Raw genomic sequence first — 16,766 nt, 5'->3', positions numbered from 1 at the left:
CGCGCGGTGCACAACGGGGGAGCCTTCCCGACGAAACGCCAAGGAAAAATCTAATTAAAAATATTTCCTAGACAGTTACCTTGTACTTGTTGCATGCTTCGTCCATGACGACGTACGAGGAAATTAAGGGATTTGTAGATGCTGGCGGCGGTGTTGCGACCTTCGCCGCAGGGGAGCTGCGGGAGGCGCAGGGCGCGGGGCGGCTGACGGAGCGCATCAACGAGGGCATCCTGAGGTCCCTGAACGCGCTCGGGATGGGCGCTGTGCCGAACGAGGCCTACCTCATGCCCACGAGTCAGCATGATGAGGTCCGCGTTTACGACAAGGCATCCAGCATCGGCCGCATCATCGAGGCTGCTTTGGCACCCGGGGATGAGAACGATCGCTACCTGGTCGAGACGATCGATACAACCGCGGCGGACATCGTTGAGCAGATCCGCCGCCTTGTGGCGGAGTGAGGCGGTGATGGTGAGCGCCAGCTCTCGAGGAGACTCCGCGACCAGGACAGGTGAAGGCAGCGCCTTCGTGTGTCTGGATTCGGCCGAAGAGAACATGGTCGTCGAGCTCGCCCTCGCCGCGGATCACGTACTGCCGGAGCGGTGGAACGGTTGGCTCAGGCCCGTGGCAACAGCCGCCGCGGTTGCAGACTTCATGGCCCGGTGGCGACGGATCGACCCCAACGGTGTTTGGGGCGAGGCGTACGAATCGGACTCCGAGTTGGTCTGCCCGCGATCCGATGACGACGGCACCCAGCCTGAGAGCTTTGCCCGCGTGGGCACAGCGGCCGGAGGAGAGGGGGACTGCTGCATGAACAGGTGACAGTTGGTAGTCATGCCGCCTGATCGGCTGGCGTGGTCATGATCGTCTCGTACTCGATGGGGGTCAACTGGCCGAGGCGGTCTTGGCGTCGACGTCGGTGGTAGGTGCGTTCGGTCCAGGTGATGATCGCGATCCGCAGGTCTTCGCGGGTGTCCCAGGTGCGGCGGTCCAGGACGTTCTTCTGCAGCAGCGCGAAGAAGGACTCCATCGCGGCGTTGTCACCGGCAGCGCCGACCCGGCCCATCGACCCGGTCAGCGTGCTGGTTCAAGGCGTGCACGAACTTGCGTGAGCGGAACTGGCTGCCGCGGTCGGAGTGCACGATGCACCCGGTGACGTCCTGCCCCTGCGCGCGTCGCCGCGCGACGGCCGAGTCCAGGGCTGCGACCGCGAGGGCTGACCTCATCCGGTCGCTGATGGAGTAGCCCACGATCCGCCCGGAGCAGGCGTCCTTGATCGCGCACAGGTACAGCTTCCCCTCACCAGTGCGGTGCTCGGTGATGTCGGTCAGCCACACCTGGTTCGGCGCGGCGGCGGTGAAGGAGTGCCGGATCACACCGTGCTCGTCCTCAACAGCGAGCAGGTCATCGTGCACCGGTGGCCCGGGCTTCTTGCCGTGGCTGCCGCGCTTCTTGCCGAAGACCGACCACCAGGAGTTGGCCGAACAGATCCGCCACGCCGTGCGCGGCGTCATCACCTCACCCGCGCCGGCGGCCTCCACAAGCAAGTACCGGTACCCGAACTCCGGATCATCACGGTGGGCATCGAACAACGCGTTGGCCCGGTAGGCCGCCTGCAGCTCACGACCGGTGACCGGACTGGCCAGCCAGGCGTAATACTTCTGACGGTGGAGCTTCAGGACCCGGCACGTGACCGTCACGGGAATCCCGTCAGCGGCCAGCTCACTCACGAGCGGGTAGAGCTTTTTCCCGGCAGATGCGCCTGAGACAGGTAGGCCGCCGCCCGGCGCAGCACCTCGTTCTCCTGCTCAAGCAGCCGTATCCGCCGATTGGCCTCCCGCAGGTCAGCAGACTCAGCCGTGGTCGTGCCCGGCTTGTCGCCATCATCGATCGCGGCCTGGCGCAACCACTTGTTCAACGTCATCGGGTGGACACCGAAGTCCTTGGCGACCTGCTCCAGCGTCACACCCGGCTCACGACCTCGGGCGACGCGCACGACATCATCACGAAACTCTCGGGGGTAGGGCTTGGGCACAGCAACATCCTTCCAGGCCACCCTGACGGGCAAGCCAGATCAGATGTCACCTGTTCGTGCAGCAGTCCCAGGCGCTGTACGACCTCACAGGCTGGTGCTGGGTCGAGCTCCCAGAAGGATGAGCTGGTCACCCGTCAGGTGCGCCGAGATACGCGGTCACGTCGAGCCCGTGGCAGTGGAGCGAGAGCAACTGTCACGGCCAGTCGCTCAGACAGCAGGCTCGAGCTGTTGTACCTCCACGGCAAGGTCGGTGAGGGTCGAGCCGTTCGCGGCCTCATCCAACCGCATCCGAGGCACCTGACAGCCGTCGAGGATCATCCAGCCTCGACGGCCACGGCTCACCTCTCCAGCGACGTCCTCGGCGGTGGCGTGGAACCAGCTCGCGCTGACCGTGACGTCGTCAGCAGCGCGCCATCGGACGAGGAACCGCTGGGTATCGCATCCGTTCATGGTGGCGGGGAAATCGGAATCATCGGCGGCGCTAGGAGAGGTCCACTGCCCGTTGAAGACACGGACCTGCTGACTCCACTGCGTGCGGATCCGCCAGTGAGGCAGCGTGGCCGGAAACTGTGGAGGCTCGTCTACGCCGACTGCGTTGAGTGGTCGCTGCCAGACACCTGGCGTGCTGGGAGCAGCTATGACGTTCGCATCGCCCGTCGCGCAGCCTCCCAGAGTCCAGGCGAGAGTGATGACGCCTGCCATTGCGCTGACGCGAATACGCGCGCGTCCGCACCAACCACCTACGAGCGCGATGATCCCTACCTCGTCCCGATTGAGAACCCTCCTGCCGCCAGAGCTCAGCCTGAGACCTGAGCTCGCAGCACGTCGAAGCGGCGGATGGCTTGCCGGAACCCGGCCAGTCCGAAATTCAGGAGCCTCAAACCTGCGGCCAGTCCCGTCCACATGAGGAGTATGGGGGCTTGGCCCAGTGACGATCGTTTGCGGGTCGAGGCACGCCGCGTGAAGGTGAGGACTCAGTGGCCGACTCGAAATGTAGAGACTCGCCGGCTCAGTGACGGGGTGCCGCTCGTAGTGAGCAGCGGGCGGTGCTGTCGAGGACGGTTTCGGGCGGTCGAATGTCTCGCGGCTCGACACCTGATGGAAAGAACGAGCCGCGAGACATCGCGATCAGGACGGTGCCTTGGCTACCAGGACATCTCGTGGCATGCGTCTGCGTCGGCCTCGATCTGCAGCGTGGCGTGCTCGATCGAGAACTGGTCGCGTAGGAGGACGCGTGCTTGCTGCAGGACCATGTCGGAGTCGGCGCTGGGGGCGGAGACCAGGTGGGCGGTCGCGACGTTCATCCCGGACGTGAGTGTCCATAGATGGAGGTCGTGGACGTCGGCGACGCCCGGCACGGCCCGCATCTGAGAGTCGACATCTTCTGGATCGATCCCTGCGGGGGCATGCTGGCCAAGGACTGCCAGGACCTCGCGTCCCAGCATCACGGCTCGGATGGCGACGAACACTGCGATGGCCAGGGCGATGCCGGTGTCCCACCAGGCGTCCCCGGTCCAGGCAACTAGGACACCTGCCACGATGACGCCGACCGAACCGATGGTGTCGGCTACGACTTCCAGGTAGGCGCCCTTGACGTTCAGGCTCTCGGAGGCCCCACCGCGTAGGAGAAGCAAGGCGATCAGGTTCACCAGCAGGCCGATCGCACCGACGATCATCATGGGACCGGTCTCGACCTCGACCCGGTCGCCCACTCGTCCCAGCGCTTCGGTGGCGACGTACACCGCGGCGCCGAGCATGAGCAGCACGGTCAGGCCCGAGGCGAACACCTCGGCGCGGTAGGAGCCGAACGTGCGTCGCCCGGTGGTGTCGGGGCGGCCCGCGATTCGCGTCGCTGTCAAGGCGGCGCCAAGAGCAACCACGTCGGCGGCCATGTGGCCAGCATCCGAGAGCAGGGCCAAGGACCCCGACCAGAGGCCAAACGCCAGCTCGACGACGAAGTAGCCGGCAACCAGGGTGAATGCGACAGCCAGGCGCCACCGATGCCGCCCACCGGCGTGGGCGCCGTGGGCGTGTCCGGCGCCCATTACCGGCCGTCCCCGGTAAGACCCCGGTTCCCGCGCGCAGCAGGGCTCGCGGTCGAGCAGCGCATCACGGCATCGTCGGTCAGCGCAAGCAGCTCCTCGGCGACGGCCAGCACCTTGGCTACGGCGTCGGGGTGGCGTACGGCGAACATCGAGGCGCGTCCCACGGGGCGGGAGGTCACCAGGCCGCAGTCGCGTAGGCATGCCAGGTGCTTGGACACCGTTGACTGTGCCAGGCCCAGGTGCTCGGTGAGTTCCGCGACCTTGTGCTCCCCGAGCAGCAGGTGCTGCAGGATCGCCACCCGGGAAGGGTCGCTCATGCCGCGGAACAAGCAGGCTGCCGCGGTGGCGGCTAGTGCTTCGTCCAGGGGCCCGCCAGTATCACCGTTGATAGTTGTTATCGCCATATGGCGATACTAGGTGGAGATCGGTGGGAATGGAACCGCGGGTCGTGCGCTGGCGGTCGTGGGTGCTTCGAGGTGCCGCTCCTCAGGGTCTAGAGGATGGTGGTGAATCCGGAGATCAGGCGGGCTTGGATGGTGGTGGTGACGGTGTCCCAGGCGCCCGTGACCAGCAGCAGGCCGGTGATGAGTAGGAGGGTGCCGCCGAGTGCCTGGACCGCGCGGTGGTGCTGGCGGAGCCACTTCGACAGGCCGCTCAGTCGTGAGTAGCCCACGGCTAGGCCCAGGAAGGGCAGGCCGAGTCCGAGGCAGTACGCGGTGGCCAGGATGACTCCGCGGGTGACGGCGGACTGGTCGCCGGTGGCGGTGGCCAGGGTCAGGACGGTGCCCAGGGTGGGGCCCATGCACGGTGACCAGCCGATCCCGAAGACGGCGCCGAGCAGGGGTGCGCCGGCCAGGCCGGCTGCCGGTCGCCAGCGGGGTTGCCAGGCTCGTTGCGGTCCTTGACCGAGGAAGGCCAGTGCCATGGCGATGACCAGGATCCCGCCAACGCGCATCAGCCACACGCGGTGCTCGATCAGCACGGCGCCGATGCTGCTGAATGCGGCTGCGCCGCCGATGAAGATGGTGCTGAACCCGGCCACGAACAGTGCGGCGCCGGCGAGCAGCCGGCCGCGCGCTTGCCCGGCGGGGTCCCCGCTGCCGGTGACGTAGCCGAGGAACCCGGGTACGAGCGGCAGAACGCATGGTGAGGCGAATGAGATCAGCCCGGCCGCGACGGCCACCAGCGCGGCTACGGGTAGGGCGCCGGAGGTGATGACTTGGCCGGTATCGGCAGCGGCGGTGGCGATCGGCGTCATGAGCTCTGCGCCGGTTCGGCCAGCACGTCGGTGACCAGTCCGGTCAGCGTTGAGGCGGTCAGTGGGCCGAGGACTCGTGCGGCCTCGCGGCCCTGACGGTCCAGCACCAGCGTCGTCGGCACCGTGGCCGCGCGGCCACGTAGTGCGAGGAGGTTGCGGCCGCCGTCGTCGCTTAACGAGGGGTAGGTGATGTTGCGGGAGCTCAGGAATGCGGCCGCGTTGCCTGTGCTCTCTCGGGTGTTGAGGCCCATGAACTGAACTGGCTTGTCCCGCAGACGCTGCCAGGCGGCCTCCAGGTCCGGGGCCTCCTTCACGCATGGTGCGCACCAGGATCCCCACACATTCAGCACGACCACCTTGCCTCGCTCGGTGGACAGCTTCCAGGGGGATCCGGTCAGGGTCGTTCCGGTCACCTGCAAGGGTGATCGCCGCCGCTCTGGTGCGGTCACCTCGATGCTCCCGTCGCCGGACACGTAGCCCTTGCCGTCTCCGGATCTGGCCTGGTCCCGGATGGATCCGTTCTGGGAGTCGCCGCATCCGGCGGCTGCGGTCAGGACGAGGGCTGCGGCGAGCAGGACCAGTCTCCGGCGGGGGCCTCGGTTGCGGTGCTGCGCGGCGCTCTTGGGGGCCGGGGTTTCGCTCGTCAGGTGGGTAGCCATGGGCCTCTTTCAGCCGGTTCGATGGCGGCGCAGGATGGCTCGTCCTGGCCTAGCCGTTGGTGGGTGCTGGGGTGTCAGAGGCCGAATGCGCCGCCCTCGATCAGGATGATGAGGCCGAGGATGATGAGGACGGCGGGGAACAGGATGTGCTCCCACCGTTCCAGCACCTCGGCGATCGGTTTGCGCGTGGCCATGTACCTGGCGGTCACGACCAAAACTGCGACCAGGGCGAGGAAGACGACGCAGTAGGCCATGAGGGAGCCGCTGCCTACCGCGAGGAACACCGGCACGTAGACGCCGATGTTGTCTCCGCCGTTGGCGAAGGTGACCGCGGCCACCATGTAGGCGCTGATCGGACGGTCGTCAGCGTCGTCAGCGTCGTTGTCGCCGTTGCGCCACACCCGCCATGCGGCATAGCAGCCCAGCAGGAACGGGATCAGCCCGAAGTAGGGGATGGCACCGTCGGGCAGGAAGAGGTCCGCGCCGAGGGCCACCGCGACCGATGCCAGGAGGATGCCGCCGAATCCGAGGTACTGCCCGATGAGGATGCGGCTGGTGGTGCCTCTTCGCCCAGCTCCCCGCGCGAAGAACAACGACAGCACGATGATGTCGTCGATGTTGGTGACCAGGAACAGGCCGGCGGCCTGCAGCGCCGAAGCGATCATCGCGGTGCTGTCATGGCCGGTCGACGACCGCCGGGCTGGAGGATCCAGTCCCGGCTTCCGGGGTGCCGCTTGCACGGTCGGGGCGGGTCTGCCGCAGGGCGAGCACGATGAATCCGGTCACCAGGAAGGCATCCGCGAGGTTGAAGGTGGGCCACCATCCGGTGTGCAAGTAGTCGGTGACGACCCCGTCGCGGGCGCGATCGATGACATTGGCTGCTGCGCCACCGATCACAGCGCCACCGGCAAGCCGTTCGACCCGACTTGCCCGCGGTGCTTGGCGCCACCCGTAGACCGCGATCCCGGCTCCTACCGCGGCGGTGAGTACGAGGACCAGGGCGCTCGGCAACGTGTCGCCCATGCCGAACGCCACACCGGCGTTGTACGCCAGTCGCAGCTGGAGCAGTCCGAGGTCCACCGAAGAGGCAGCCAGGCCGGTCTCGGAGGCCGCCTTGGCGAGCAGGTCGGTTGCGGCGAAGGTCGTCGCCGCGAGCAGGACCGTGATGCGACCCGATTCACTCCCGCGGCTCATCGTGCCGGCGCTTCCGTCGGCATCGCCGCGCCCGCGGCCTGCGGGAGCGCCGCGGTGGGGGGTAGGTGGCGGGCCCGGCCGGCGCGGATGCCGTTGCCGATGACGACCACCTCGGCGAGCTCGTGGACCAGGACGACCGCTGCCAGACCGAGCACACCGAACAGGGCGAGCGGGATCAGCACGGCAATGAGCGCCAGGGACAGGCCGACGTTCTGGAGCATGATGGTGCGGGATCGTCGGGCGTGGCTCAAGGTCTGCGGCAGGTGGCGCAGGTCTTCACCCATCAAAGCCACGTCCGCGGTCTCGATCGCGACATCGGTGCCCATCGCACCCATCGCGATGCCCAGGTCGGCTGTGGCCAGGGCCGGTGCGTCGTTGACGCCGTCGCCCACCATCGCGGTCGGCGCCAGCTGGCGCATCCGGGTGACGATGCTCGCCTTGTCCTCGGGGAGCAGCTGGGCGTGGACCTGCGCGATGCCGGCCTGCTCGGCCAGCGCGTGCGCGGTGGCCTGGTTGTCGCCGGTCAGCATGGCCACGGTGTACCCGTCGGCGTGCAGCTGGCCGATGACCGCTGGCGCCTCACGGCGCAGCTCGTCGCGTACGGCGACCGCGCCGATCACCACGCCGTCGTGCTCCACCAGTACCGCGGTCGCGCCGCGGGCCTGCATCGCGGCCACGCGATCAGTCAGGCTTTCGGGGTCGACCCACCCGGGTCGGCCCAACCGTGCTGGGCGGCCCGCCACGGTCCCGGTCAGGCCCGCACCGGTAACGGCTTCGACCTGCTGGGCATCAGGATGATCGGGGCTGGCGGCCAGGATCGCTCGTGCCAACGGGTGCTCGCTGCGCGCTTCCAGTGCTGCGGCGATCGCCAGCACCTGAGCCTGGTCCTGGCCAGCGGCGGTGGCCACTTCGACCACGGTCGGGTCGTTCCGGGTCAGGGTGCCGGTCTTGTCCAGGGCGATGGCGCGGATCCGTCCCATCGCCTCGAGCGCGGCGCCACCCTTGACCAGGGCGCCCATCCGGCTGGCGGCGCCGATCGCTGCCACCACGGTGACCGGCACCGAGATCGCCAAAGCGCATGGTGAGGCCGCAACCAGCACCACCAGGGCGCGTTCGATCCAGGTGCGCGGGTCGCCGGCGAAGGAGCCGATGATCGCGACCGCAGCCGCCAGGACCATGATCCCCGGCACCAACGGTTTGGCGATCCGGTCCGCGAGCCGCTGGGCCTCGCCCTGACGGGACTGCTCGGCCTCGACGATCCTCACGATCCGCGCGAGTGAGTTGTTCTCGGCCAGCGAGGTGACCTGCACCTCCAGCGCGCCGGTGCCGTTGATCGACCCGGCGTACACCGGCTGATCCGGGCCGGTCTCCACCGGCACCGATTCTCCGGTCAGCGCCGAGGTGTCCATGCTGGAGCGGCCCGAACGGACCATCCCGTCGGTGGCGACCCGTTCGCCTGGTCGTACGAGCAGTACGTCACCCAGAACGAGCCGCTCCGGGAGGACGCTGACCTGGGCGCCCTCGCGCAGCACCGTCGCTTCCGTCGGCACCAGATTCAGCAGCGCCCGTAACCCGTGCCGGGTCCGCGCGACCGCGAACTCCTCCAAGCCCTCGCTGATCGAGAACAAGAACGCCAGCATGGCCGCCTCGGCGACCTCGCCCAGCAGCACTGCGCCGACGGCGGCGATCAGCATCAGCGTGCCGACACCGATCTTCCCCTGGGCCAGGCGGCGCACCGTGCCCGGCGCGAAGGTCCACCCGCCGAGTAGTAGCGCAATCCAGTTCAGCGCGGATGTCACCGATCCGGTGGCCCCGCCCAGATCGGCGAACCATGCCGCCAGCAGGAACACGCCGGACAGGACCGCCAACCGCAGCTCGTCCACCTGCCACAGTCGGGCCGGAGCCTGGCCGTCTTCGACCTCGCGGGGCTCGTCGCTGCCGCACCCGCACGCCTCACTCATCGTCGGCGTCCCCTGCCGCGATGAGAGCCGCACTGCCGAACCTCGGGCACAGCGCCACCGCGTCTCCGGTCAGAGCCAGCAGCTGCTCCGCCGTGCTCAGCAGCTCCATCAGCTCCGGATGCGCGATCGAGTAGAACATCTGCCGACCCTCCGGTCGGCCGACCACCAGGCCGCAGTCCCGCAAACACGCCAGATGGCCGGAGACGGTCGCCTGTGCCATGCCCAACGTGCGCGTCAGATCCACAACCCGCTGCTCACCCGCGCTCAGCTCCCACACGATCGCCAACCGTGTCCGGTCGGCCAACCCATGGAACAGCGCCGCGCCGCGCAGTAGCCCCACACCGGGTTCTACCGTTATCATCGTCATAGCCCGATGATAACGGTAAGGCCGTCCGGGGCGCCGGGGGTTCGTCAGGGAACGTGACACCGATGAGTCGGGCCCGGTGACCGAGCCGATGGATCTTGGGGCATTCGTCAGAGGAGGGTCGACCAGTAGTCCCAGAACCTGATCGCGATCAGCGTTGCAACCAGCAGAGCCCACCCGATGGCGATGGTCGGTGCGTACTGCGCGACCGGGAGTGGCAGCCGTAGCTCGCGCCGAAGTCGCACAGCCGTGGCAAGAAAGGCTGCGACAGTGACGACCCAGACGAGCATGCAGTACGGGCACAGCGCGCCGATCCGGTAAAGGCTTTGGAAGATCAGCCAGTGCACGAGCGCCACACCGGCCGTCGTGCCACCGAGCAGACCCCACCAGTACCACCGCTGCAGACGCGCCCCGGCGAGAACAGCCACGGCTGTTGTGGTGACAACCGCGAACCCGACCACACCGAGCACCGGGTTGGGGAAGCCAAGGAGCTCGGCCTGCCAGGTCTTCATGATCGACCCACAGCTGAGGACCGGGTTGATGCTGCACGACGGCGCGTATGACGGATCCTTCAGCAGCGCGATCTTCTCCACCAGCAGCACTACGGAGGCGGACGAACCGATCAGGCCGCAGACGAGCAGCGTCCATATGCCGGCGCGACGGCCCGCGTCGGCGCCCTGGGTCTCGGGGTACGCGCTCGTCGTGGCAGCGTCAGCGCTTGACGGCGTCATCGACCGATGCACGGAAGTCTTCGAGCGAGCTGGGCTGCAAGAGCTTGCCGTTGAGGAAGAACGTCGGTGTGCCCTCGACTCCGAGCTCGAGCCCGTCTTGCCGGTCGCGCTCGACGCGTTGTTTGGTCTTCGGGTCGGCCACGGCCTTGTCGTAGGCGGTCATGTTGAGACCGAGCTGCTCTGCGAACGTGCGGAACAGCGGCGCCTTGGACTCCTGCTTCTCGCCCCACTGGGCCTGCGTCTCGTACATCTTCTGGTACATCGGCTCGAGCTTGCGCTGCTGGGAGGCCGCCTCGACCGCGACGGCGGCATTCATCGCGTTCTTGTGTGCGGGGATGGGGAAGTACCGCATCACGAACGTGACCTTGCCGGCGTAATCCTTGCGCAGCTGCTCGACGAAGGGGTACGCCGCGCGGCAGGACTCGCACTCGAAGTCCAGGAACTCCACGAGGGTCACCTTGCCGTCGGCGGCTGGTGCTCCGAGGCGATGACTGTCGTCACGAACCATGCGCGAGGAGGAGGCGCTGGCCGGTTCGTCGGCATCGGCGCCGTTCTCGCGCGAAGCGAGGAGGATGGCGCCGAGCACGATGATGAAGACCGCAACAAGAGCAGCCGAGATGGTCGAGTTGCGGCGGGTCACGGGTGCTCCTCGTGGCTCGGAAACGTCGGTCACTCAACTCTGCTCATCCGGGATGAGTTCCACCGCTCGCAGGTGCCTCCAGGCGCCTACGGGAGCGAGTGCGTCAGGTGACCACTGAACTACGCACTGTAGTAGTACAGTGCGGGTCGTGACAGGCCCACCCGCATGATCACCCAGCTGCTCACCCGCGAGACCAACACCGCGCTGTCGGACGCCTCGACCAACAGCCTCTACGCCTCGGCGGTCGTGCTGACCCTGGCGATGCTGGCGTTCGGGCTCGACCTCGCGCAGTCGCCGGCGCGCGCCGCCCGCGAGGCGGCCCGTCGTACGCCGGCCGCGCAGGAGTCCGCCGAGGCCGGCGGCTCGACCGCGGTGCTCACCCGCACCGACGACGACGCCCCGGTCGAGCCCGAGAAGCGCCAGTGGGCCGGCATCGGCATGTCGCTGTCCTGGCTGGGTGCGCTGCTGCTGATCGCGTGCATCGTCCTGCGCGCAGACGCGGTCCATCGTCCGCCGTTGGGCAACATGTACGAGTTCGCCGTCGTCGGTGGCGCGTTCACCATGGCGGCGTTCCTGGTCTGGAGCCCGCGCCGCGACGTGCGCTGGCTCGGCATCTTCGCGGTCGGCCCCGTGCTGCTGGTCGAGATGCTCGCGGCGCTGGTGTTCTACACCGACGCCACGCAGCTGATGCCGTCGCTGAAGAGCTACTGGCTGTCGATCCACGTCACGGTCGCGACGCTGTCGATCGCGCTGTTCACCATCGGTTTCAGTCTCACGACCCTGCACCTGATCCAGGAGCGGGTCGAGGCCGGTGAGACCGACCGGTTCGCGTTCATGAAGGCGCTGCCGGACTCGGTTCGGCTGGAGCGGCTGAGCTACGCGGTGCACATCATCGCGTTCCCGCTGTGGACGTTCACCCTCATCGCTGGCGCCATCTGGGCGCAGGAGGCGTGGGGGAGGTACTGGGGGTGGGACCCCAAGGAGGTGTGGACCTTCGTGATCTGGGTGGTCTACGCCGCCTACCTGCACGCGCGGGTCACCGCCGGCTGGAGCAGTCGCCGGGTGGCGTATGTGGTGATTGGCGGCTTCGCCTGCATCATCGTCAACTACTGCGTGGTCAACATGTTCTTGGTGGGGCAGCACTCCTACTCGGGGATGTGACCAGATCGGGGTTCAGTCGGCTGCGCGCTGAGCGCTGGCGATGATCTGCTGGACTGAAGCCCACAGGTGGTCCTCCAGGGAGAACGGCTGGGCGGCCAGGGTCCATCGAAGCACCAGGCCATCGACGACCGCGGCGAGCGTGGCAGCCGTCGCGGCCGTCGCATCGTGGTAGCCCGGCTCGCGGCTGATGAGGGCTCGTAGCTGGCTGAGATAGCGGTCGTGGTGATCGCTGAAGCACTGCTTGATCTCAGGGATAGTGTTCGACAGAGCAAGCAGCTCCAGGGTCAAGGACGCTCGTTCGGGCTGGGCCTCGATAGCGCGTGCGTACTCGCGCACAAGCGGTTCCAGCATCTGCTCCGAGGAGCCCGGCCGGTCCAGCTGCGCGCTCATCGCGGCCTCCTCGGCAGCCAGCTCACGATGGACCAGCGCGACCGCGAGCTGCTCCTTGCTGCTGAAATGCCAGTACAGGCTGCCCTTGCTCAGGCCCGTCTCGCCGACGATGTCGTCCATGCGGGCGCCGTGGTAACCCCTCCTGGCGAACACCGCCGCCGCCGCGTCCAGGATCTGCCTCTTCCGCCCTGCGCTGCGTTCGTCTGTGCCCATCTCGCTCCGCCCGATCGTTGCTATCTGCGACGCCCACCCTAGAACTCGACTGACTAGTCGGTCTATGTCTACTCTAGACTGACCAGTCAGTCTAGAAAGGTTGTAGCAGATGTCGCCGAACATCAGGCAGTCCGGGTCGTTGCTGTTCAGGCTGGGCCGATGGTGTGCGTCGCACACCCGGGTCGTGGTGGCGTGCTGGCTGCTGGTCCTGGTCGCCGCAGGAGCCCTGGTGCCCAAGTTCAGCGACAGCCTGACCGGCTCGTCGCTGAACGTGAGCGGCTCGCAGTCCGCACGGGCAGAGCAGCTGCTCCAGGAAGAGTTCAGCGGAGGCATCACCGAGGACGCGGCGGTCGTGATCGACTCGATGTCTCGCCCCGTGACTGACAGCCAGGTGAAGCGGGTTGTCGCTGCGGCGTCCAGCCTGCTGCGCGAGCACCCGGGCGTCGTCCGGGTGCAAGACCCCTACACCGCGCCGGACGGCACCCAGATCTCACGCGATGGGCGGACTGCACTTGTGCTGGTGGGTCTGTCTGGTGAGGAACGCTCCCGACAGAACATGGTCCCCAAGCTCCAGGCGGTGCTCGACAACGTCGCCACCGATGAGGTGACCGTGCACCTCACTGGCTCGAGCGCGCTGAACGCCGCAGTCGTTGAGCAGGAAGACAAGGACCTGGCACGGGCGGAGTCGATCGGCCTACCCGTTGCCCTCCTCGTGCTGCTGCTCGCCTTCGGCACGTTGGTCGCCGCCGGCCTCCCACTGCTGTTGGGAGTCGCCGCGCTGGTGACGGCGTTCGGCGCGCTAGGAGCACTCAGCTACCTGACCAGCTTCGACGTGTTCGTCCAAGCGGTCGTCACCATGCTCGGCCTGGCCCTCGGGATTGACTACTGCCTGTTCGTAGTCACCCGGTTCCGAGAAGAGCTCCGCTCATCCCGGGGCGCCGATATGCGCGAGGTAGTCGGAGCGACGATGGCAACCGCCGGCAAGGCGGTGCTGTTCTCAGGAACGACGGTCCTGATCTCCGTGGCCGGCTTGCTGCTGGTCCGTGCGCCGGTGTTCCGCTCCATGGCGCTCGGCGTCATGGTCGCGGTCGCGGTCATGCTGGTTCTCGCCCTCACTCTCCTGCCGGCTGTGCTGGCCATGTGCGGAACTCGTATCAACCGGCTGGCCGTACCCGGCATGAAGAAGGCCGCGGGTCCGACGCCAGGGCAGGAGTCGCGGTGGGAACGATGGACGCATGTGGTGATGCGTCACCCGCTGGCGATCGGCGCAACCGCCCTGGCCGCGCTGCTGCTTGCCGCCTCGCCGGCGCTGGGGCTGCGCCTCGGCTTCGACGTCGGTGCGGACGCCGTCGCAGACGCACCCGCAGGCGCCGGGTACGCGACCGTGGCGCAGAAGTTCGCGCCCGGTGCGGCGACCCCGATCCAAGCGGTTCTGCAAGCCGACCGGCCGATCAACAGCGAGAGCCTGGCCGCTCTCGACAGGCTGGCCGCCAGGGTCAAGGCCCACCCCCAGGTCGCCGGCGTCGAGTCGGTCACCGAACTGCTCCGGGCACGCTACGGAGCCATCGACAGCCCAAGTCTTCAGCGACTGCAGCAGGACGCTGGGCCGACACTGAACAGGCTCCTGGCCGTCGACGGCGCCTCCACGACGCTCACGATCTACTCCAAGTACGGCCCTGACAACGAGCGCAGTATTGAACTGGTCCGATGGCTCCGCTCCCAGGCCGCGCCTCCTGGAACATCCATCCACGTCGGTGGTCTGACAGCGCAGACCATCGATGTCGCCGACGAGATCGACCGCGCCACACCGTGGGTACTCGCCGCTATCCTCGGCGCCTCATTCGTCCTGCTGCTGCTCGCGTTCCGAAGCCTCGTACTGGCCGCGACCGCCATCGCGATGAACCTTCTGTCCGTCGGGGCAGCATTCGGCCTGCTGACCTGGGTATTCCAGCAGGGCGCAGGCGAGTCACTGCTCGACTTCTCCAGCAAGGGGTTCATCCAGGCTTACCTGCCACTGCTGACCTTCGTCGTCCTGTTCGGCCTGTCGATGGACTACGAGGTCTTCCTCATCTCCCGCATGAAGGAAGAATGGGATCGCCACCGGAACAACGAAAGAGCAATCACCGCCGGGGTGACCCACACGGCCAAGGTCATCACCGCTGCCGCCGCCATCATGGTCGTCGTCTTCGCCGCGTTCATGATCACGCGAGTCGTCGAGGTCAAGCAGATGGGATTCGCCCTAGCCGTTGCCGTCCTCATCGACGCCACCCTCATCAGGGTGGTGCTCGTCCCCGCGCTGATGAAGGTCCTGGGCTCTGCCAACTGGTGGCTGCCTCGCGGGATCGACCGCTACCTGCCCAAGGTCGACCTCGCCGAGATGGGTCCAGTTCCAGATGGCGCGCGAACAGAGGCCGGACGAGTCCGACCGGCCTCTGCGGACATCGAACCGCCTCGCTGATTTGCGAGATGACGCACAGACGCGGGTCGGCGTGCTGGACGCGACGCGAAGCAGGGCTCGACGGATACTGGAGACATGAAGTGCGTACTGGCCGTGGTGCCTGGCTGTCCGCATGTTGGCCTTGCCGAGAAGCGATTCCGATCAGCACTTGAGCACGCAGTGGCGGCGGCGGTAGACGTCGAGGTCATCGTCATCGGTGATGACGCGGCAGCCGCCGAGCGCGGATTTGTCGGATCGCCAACCTTCTTCATCGACGGTCGGGATCTGTTTCCCGCGCCCGGCGCAGTGTCCGCCGTCGCGTGCCGGATGTACCGCCTTGCCGATGGTCGAGCTGCAGGGGTCCCGGACGAGCTCGAGCTCCTCGATGCGGTCCGCGCCGCTACGACGCGCTGATCGTCGTAAGCGCGCGCATCGGCACCTGCATGGTCATGCGAATCGATCCTCGATGCGACCCGACCCGACGAGGGCCTCGGCAGTCTTCGCAGTGGCCCCTCGTCGGAAGTTCAGGGTCGAGTCGGCCATCGCGTCGGTCTGCCCCGACATCGATCAGGTCCGGTGGCTCGTCAAGTGCACCCGGCCGGCCCGCGAACCCCTGATTTGCCCGGCGATCCATAACTTCATGTTTCGGCGGGTTTCCGGCCACTAGAAGGCTGGCTCGGTGTCGATCGTTTTCGAGCCAACCCGCGCGCCAGCGTCAGGCGCTGTCAGCACGGCTCAGTAACCTTGACTCAATAAGTCGTGCCGGCGAGGCGGCTCACTATCCGTCATTTCGAGTCAGCCGGTCGATTCCCGAAGTGGAGAACCCCATGAGCGCACCAGAGAGCGGCCGACTCGACGAGGCCCGTCAGATCCTTCTCGGCGCCGGTGTCGCCGAGGACGACATTGAGCTGGTCGTGCGCAGCCGCGTTGCTGGCGCGCGCGAGGCGGCGCAGCAGAACGCGGATCGGCTCAGAGATGCTGTAAGGCTCCTCGGCAACGTCGGGCCCGCCAGCGGCGCAGAGGTGGGCGAAGGCGATCGAGCCGGGCGAGGGCCGCGGATCACGCAGACCGACCTCGATGGCGCAGCCCGGGTGCTCGCCACGGCGACGGCCGAGCAGCTGGCCGCAGTAGTCGAGCCGGACGTCGACGCGATCCGTTCAAGCGCCATCTCTGGGCTGGCGCGGTGCGTCAGGACGGGCGATCAGGAAGGGCTCAACGACCGGATGCGGTTCGCGAAGCAGTGGGAGGCAGAGGGCCGCCCGGGGGAGAGGAGCACGTCATGACGTCGTACGGGTACGCGCGAGTCTCGACGATCGCGCAGGATGCACAGGCTCAGGTCGACGCGCTGCTTGCCGCCGGCGTCGACGAGGCGCGCGTCGTCGTCGAGCACGCCTCGGGTACTAGGTCGGACCGGCCGCTGCTCGTGCAGCTGCTCGACGGCCTGGAGGTCGGCGACACCCTCACGGTGTGACGGCTCGACCGACTCGGTCGCTCGACGACGCATCTGGTCGAGACGGTGCGCGGCCTCGGCGATCGGGGAGTGGAGTTCTGTTCGTTGTCCGAGCACATCGACACCACGACCTCGACCGGCAAGCTGCTGCTCGGCTTGTTCGCGCTGTTGGCCGAGTTCGAGCGAGACCTGATCGCCGAGCGCACCGCGGCCGGCCTCGCAGCCGCACGA

The 16,766-nt window shown here is 67.5% G+C and carries 17 protein-coding genes and 2 pseudogenes; 6 read left to right on the top strand and 13 right to left on the bottom strand.

Translation table 11 applies throughout. From position 1 onward, the window contains the following. Positions 1-104: 104 nt before the first annotated feature. The gene (locus VV01_RS21710) at positions 105-458 is read left to right on the top strand and encodes a hypothetical protein (protein ID WP_157509237.1); all 354 of its coding nucleotides are present in this window, start codon (positions 105-107) and stop codon (positions 456-458) included. Between the two features lie 371 nt (positions 459-829). Here the strand turns inward: VV01_RS21710 and VV01_RS23640 are convergent. The 12 genes and pseudogenes from VV01_RS23640 to VV01_RS21640 form a co-directional block, all read right to left on the bottom strand. Continuing rightward, a pseudogene (locus tag VV01_RS23640) lies at positions 830-2,032 on the bottom strand (IS3 family transposase). 207 nt (positions 2,033-2,239) lie between these two features. After that, entirely contained in the window at positions 2,240-2,734 is a 495-nt protein-coding gene (locus VV01_RS23635) for a hypothetical protein (RefSeq protein ID WP_157509235.1), read from the bottom strand. A gap of 443 nt (positions 2,735-3,177) precedes the next feature. Then, positions 3,178-4,077, bottom strand: coding sequence for a cation diffusion facilitator family transporter (locus tag VV01_RS21685; protein WP_050672156.1), 900 nt, complete (start codon positions 4,075-4,077; stop codon positions 3,178-3,180). Beyond that, a complete protein-coding gene (locus VV01_RS21680) occupies positions 4,077-4,481 on the bottom strand; it encodes an ArsR/SmtB family transcription factor (RefSeq protein WP_050672155.1) in 405 nt (134 codons plus the stop codon). The genes VV01_RS21685 and VV01_RS21680 overlap by 1 nt, the downstream gene beginning before the upstream one ends. 89 nt (positions 4,482-4,570) lie before the next feature. Then, the gene (locus VV01_RS21675) at positions 4,571-5,335 is read right to left on the bottom strand and encodes a cytochrome c biogenesis CcdA family protein (protein ID WP_050672154.1); all 765 of its coding nucleotides are present in this window, start codon (positions 5,333-5,335) and stop codon (positions 4,571-4,573) included. Beyond that, positions 5,332-5,994, bottom strand: coding sequence for a TlpA family protein disulfide reductase (locus tag VV01_RS21670; protein WP_082221282.1), 663 nt, complete (start codon positions 5,992-5,994; stop codon positions 5,332-5,334). The genes VV01_RS21675 and VV01_RS21670 overlap by 4 nt, the downstream gene beginning before the upstream one ends. Before the next feature lie 74 nt (positions 5,995-6,068). Next, the gene (locus tag VV01_RS21665; protein ID WP_050672153.1) at positions 6,069-6,659 is read right to left on the bottom strand and encodes a cadmium resistance transporter; all 591 of its coding nucleotides are present in this window, start codon (positions 6,657-6,659) and stop codon (positions 6,069-6,071) included. 10 nt (positions 6,660-6,669) lie between these two features. Continuing rightward, positions 6,670-7,188 (bottom strand): signal peptidase II, encoded by a 519-nt coding sequence (locus VV01_RS21660; RefSeq protein WP_050672152.1) that lies wholly within the window; start codon positions 7,186-7,188, stop codon positions 6,670-6,672. Further along, entirely contained in the window at positions 7,185-9,149 is a 1,965-nt protein-coding gene (locus tag VV01_RS21655) for a heavy metal translocating P-type ATPase (protein WP_050672151.1), read from the bottom strand. The genes VV01_RS21660 and VV01_RS21655 overlap by 4 nt, the downstream gene beginning before the upstream one ends. Continuing rightward, positions 9,142-9,510 carry an ArsR/SmtB family transcription factor gene (locus VV01_RS21650; RefSeq protein WP_407942944.1) on the bottom strand — a complete coding sequence of 123 codons (369 nt, stop codon included), beginning with the start codon at positions 9,508-9,510 and terminating at the stop codon, positions 9,142-9,144. Before VV01_RS21650 ends, VV01_RS21655 begins: the two co-directional genes overlap by 8 nt. 113 nt (positions 9,511-9,623) lie before the next feature. Next, positions 9,624-10,244: a vitamin K epoxide reductase family protein gene (locus tag VV01_RS21645; protein WP_050672149.1), complete on the bottom strand. Its 621-nt coding sequence runs from the start codon at positions 10,242-10,244 to the stop codon at positions 9,624-9,626. Beyond that, positions 10,225-10,884, bottom strand: a complete 660-nt coding sequence (locus tag VV01_RS21640) for a DsbA family protein (protein ID WP_050672148.1) — start codon at positions 10,882-10,884, stop codon at positions 10,225-10,227. The genes VV01_RS21645 and VV01_RS21640 overlap by 20 nt, the downstream gene beginning before the upstream one ends. Positions 10,885-11,049: 165 nt before the next feature. On the opposite strand from VV01_RS21640, the gene ccsB reads away from it, so the two are divergent. After that, positions 11,050-12,045, top strand: a complete 996-nt coding sequence (gene ccsB, locus VV01_RS21635; RefSeq protein ID WP_050672147.1) for a c-type cytochrome biogenesis protein CcsB — start codon at positions 11,050-11,052, stop codon at positions 12,043-12,045. Between the two features lie 12 nt (positions 12,046-12,057). Here ccsB and VV01_RS21630 read toward each other — a convergent pair whose 3' ends face one another. Continuing rightward, positions 12,058-12,981, bottom strand: coding sequence for a TetR/AcrR family transcriptional regulator (locus tag VV01_RS21630; protein ID WP_231635357.1), 924 nt, complete (start codon positions 12,979-12,981; stop codon positions 12,058-12,060). Between VV01_RS21630 and VV01_RS21625 the strand changes: the two genes are divergently transcribed. The 4 genes and pseudogenes from VV01_RS21625 to VV01_RS24555 all read left to right on the top strand — a co-directional run. Next, complete coding sequence (locus VV01_RS21625) at positions 12,878-15,106, top strand: MMPL family transporter (protein WP_231635356.1); 2,229 nt, start codon at positions 12,878-12,880, stop codon at positions 15,104-15,106. The two genes, VV01_RS21630 and VV01_RS21625, sit on opposite strands and share 104 nt — an antisense overlap. Positions 15,107-15,181: 75 nt before the next feature. Further along, complete coding sequence (locus tag VV01_RS21620; RefSeq protein WP_050672144.1) at positions 15,182-15,499, top strand: hypothetical protein; 318 nt, start codon at positions 15,182-15,184, stop codon at positions 15,497-15,499. A gap of 401 nt (positions 15,500-15,900) precedes the next feature. Further along, on the top strand, positions 15,901-16,368 hold the full coding sequence (locus VV01_RS21615; RefSeq protein WP_157509233.1) for a hypothetical protein: 468 nt from the start codon (positions 15,901-15,903) through the stop codon (positions 16,366-16,368). Beyond that, positions 16,365-16,766: pseudogene (locus VV01_RS24555) on the top strand (recombinase family protein); the annotation flags it as partial. The gene VV01_RS21615 and the pseudogene VV01_RS24555, both read left to right, overlap by 4 nt.

The sequence above is a fragment of the Luteipulveratus halotolerans genome (assembly GCF_001247745.1).
In the GTDB taxonomy this organism is placed as follows: Bacteria; Actinomycetota; Actinomycetes; order Actinomycetales; family Dermatophilaceae; genus Luteipulveratus; species Luteipulveratus halotolerans.
The sequence above is the reverse complement of the archived record's forward strand: the minus strand, read 5'-3'. Positions and strand labels throughout refer to the sequence as shown.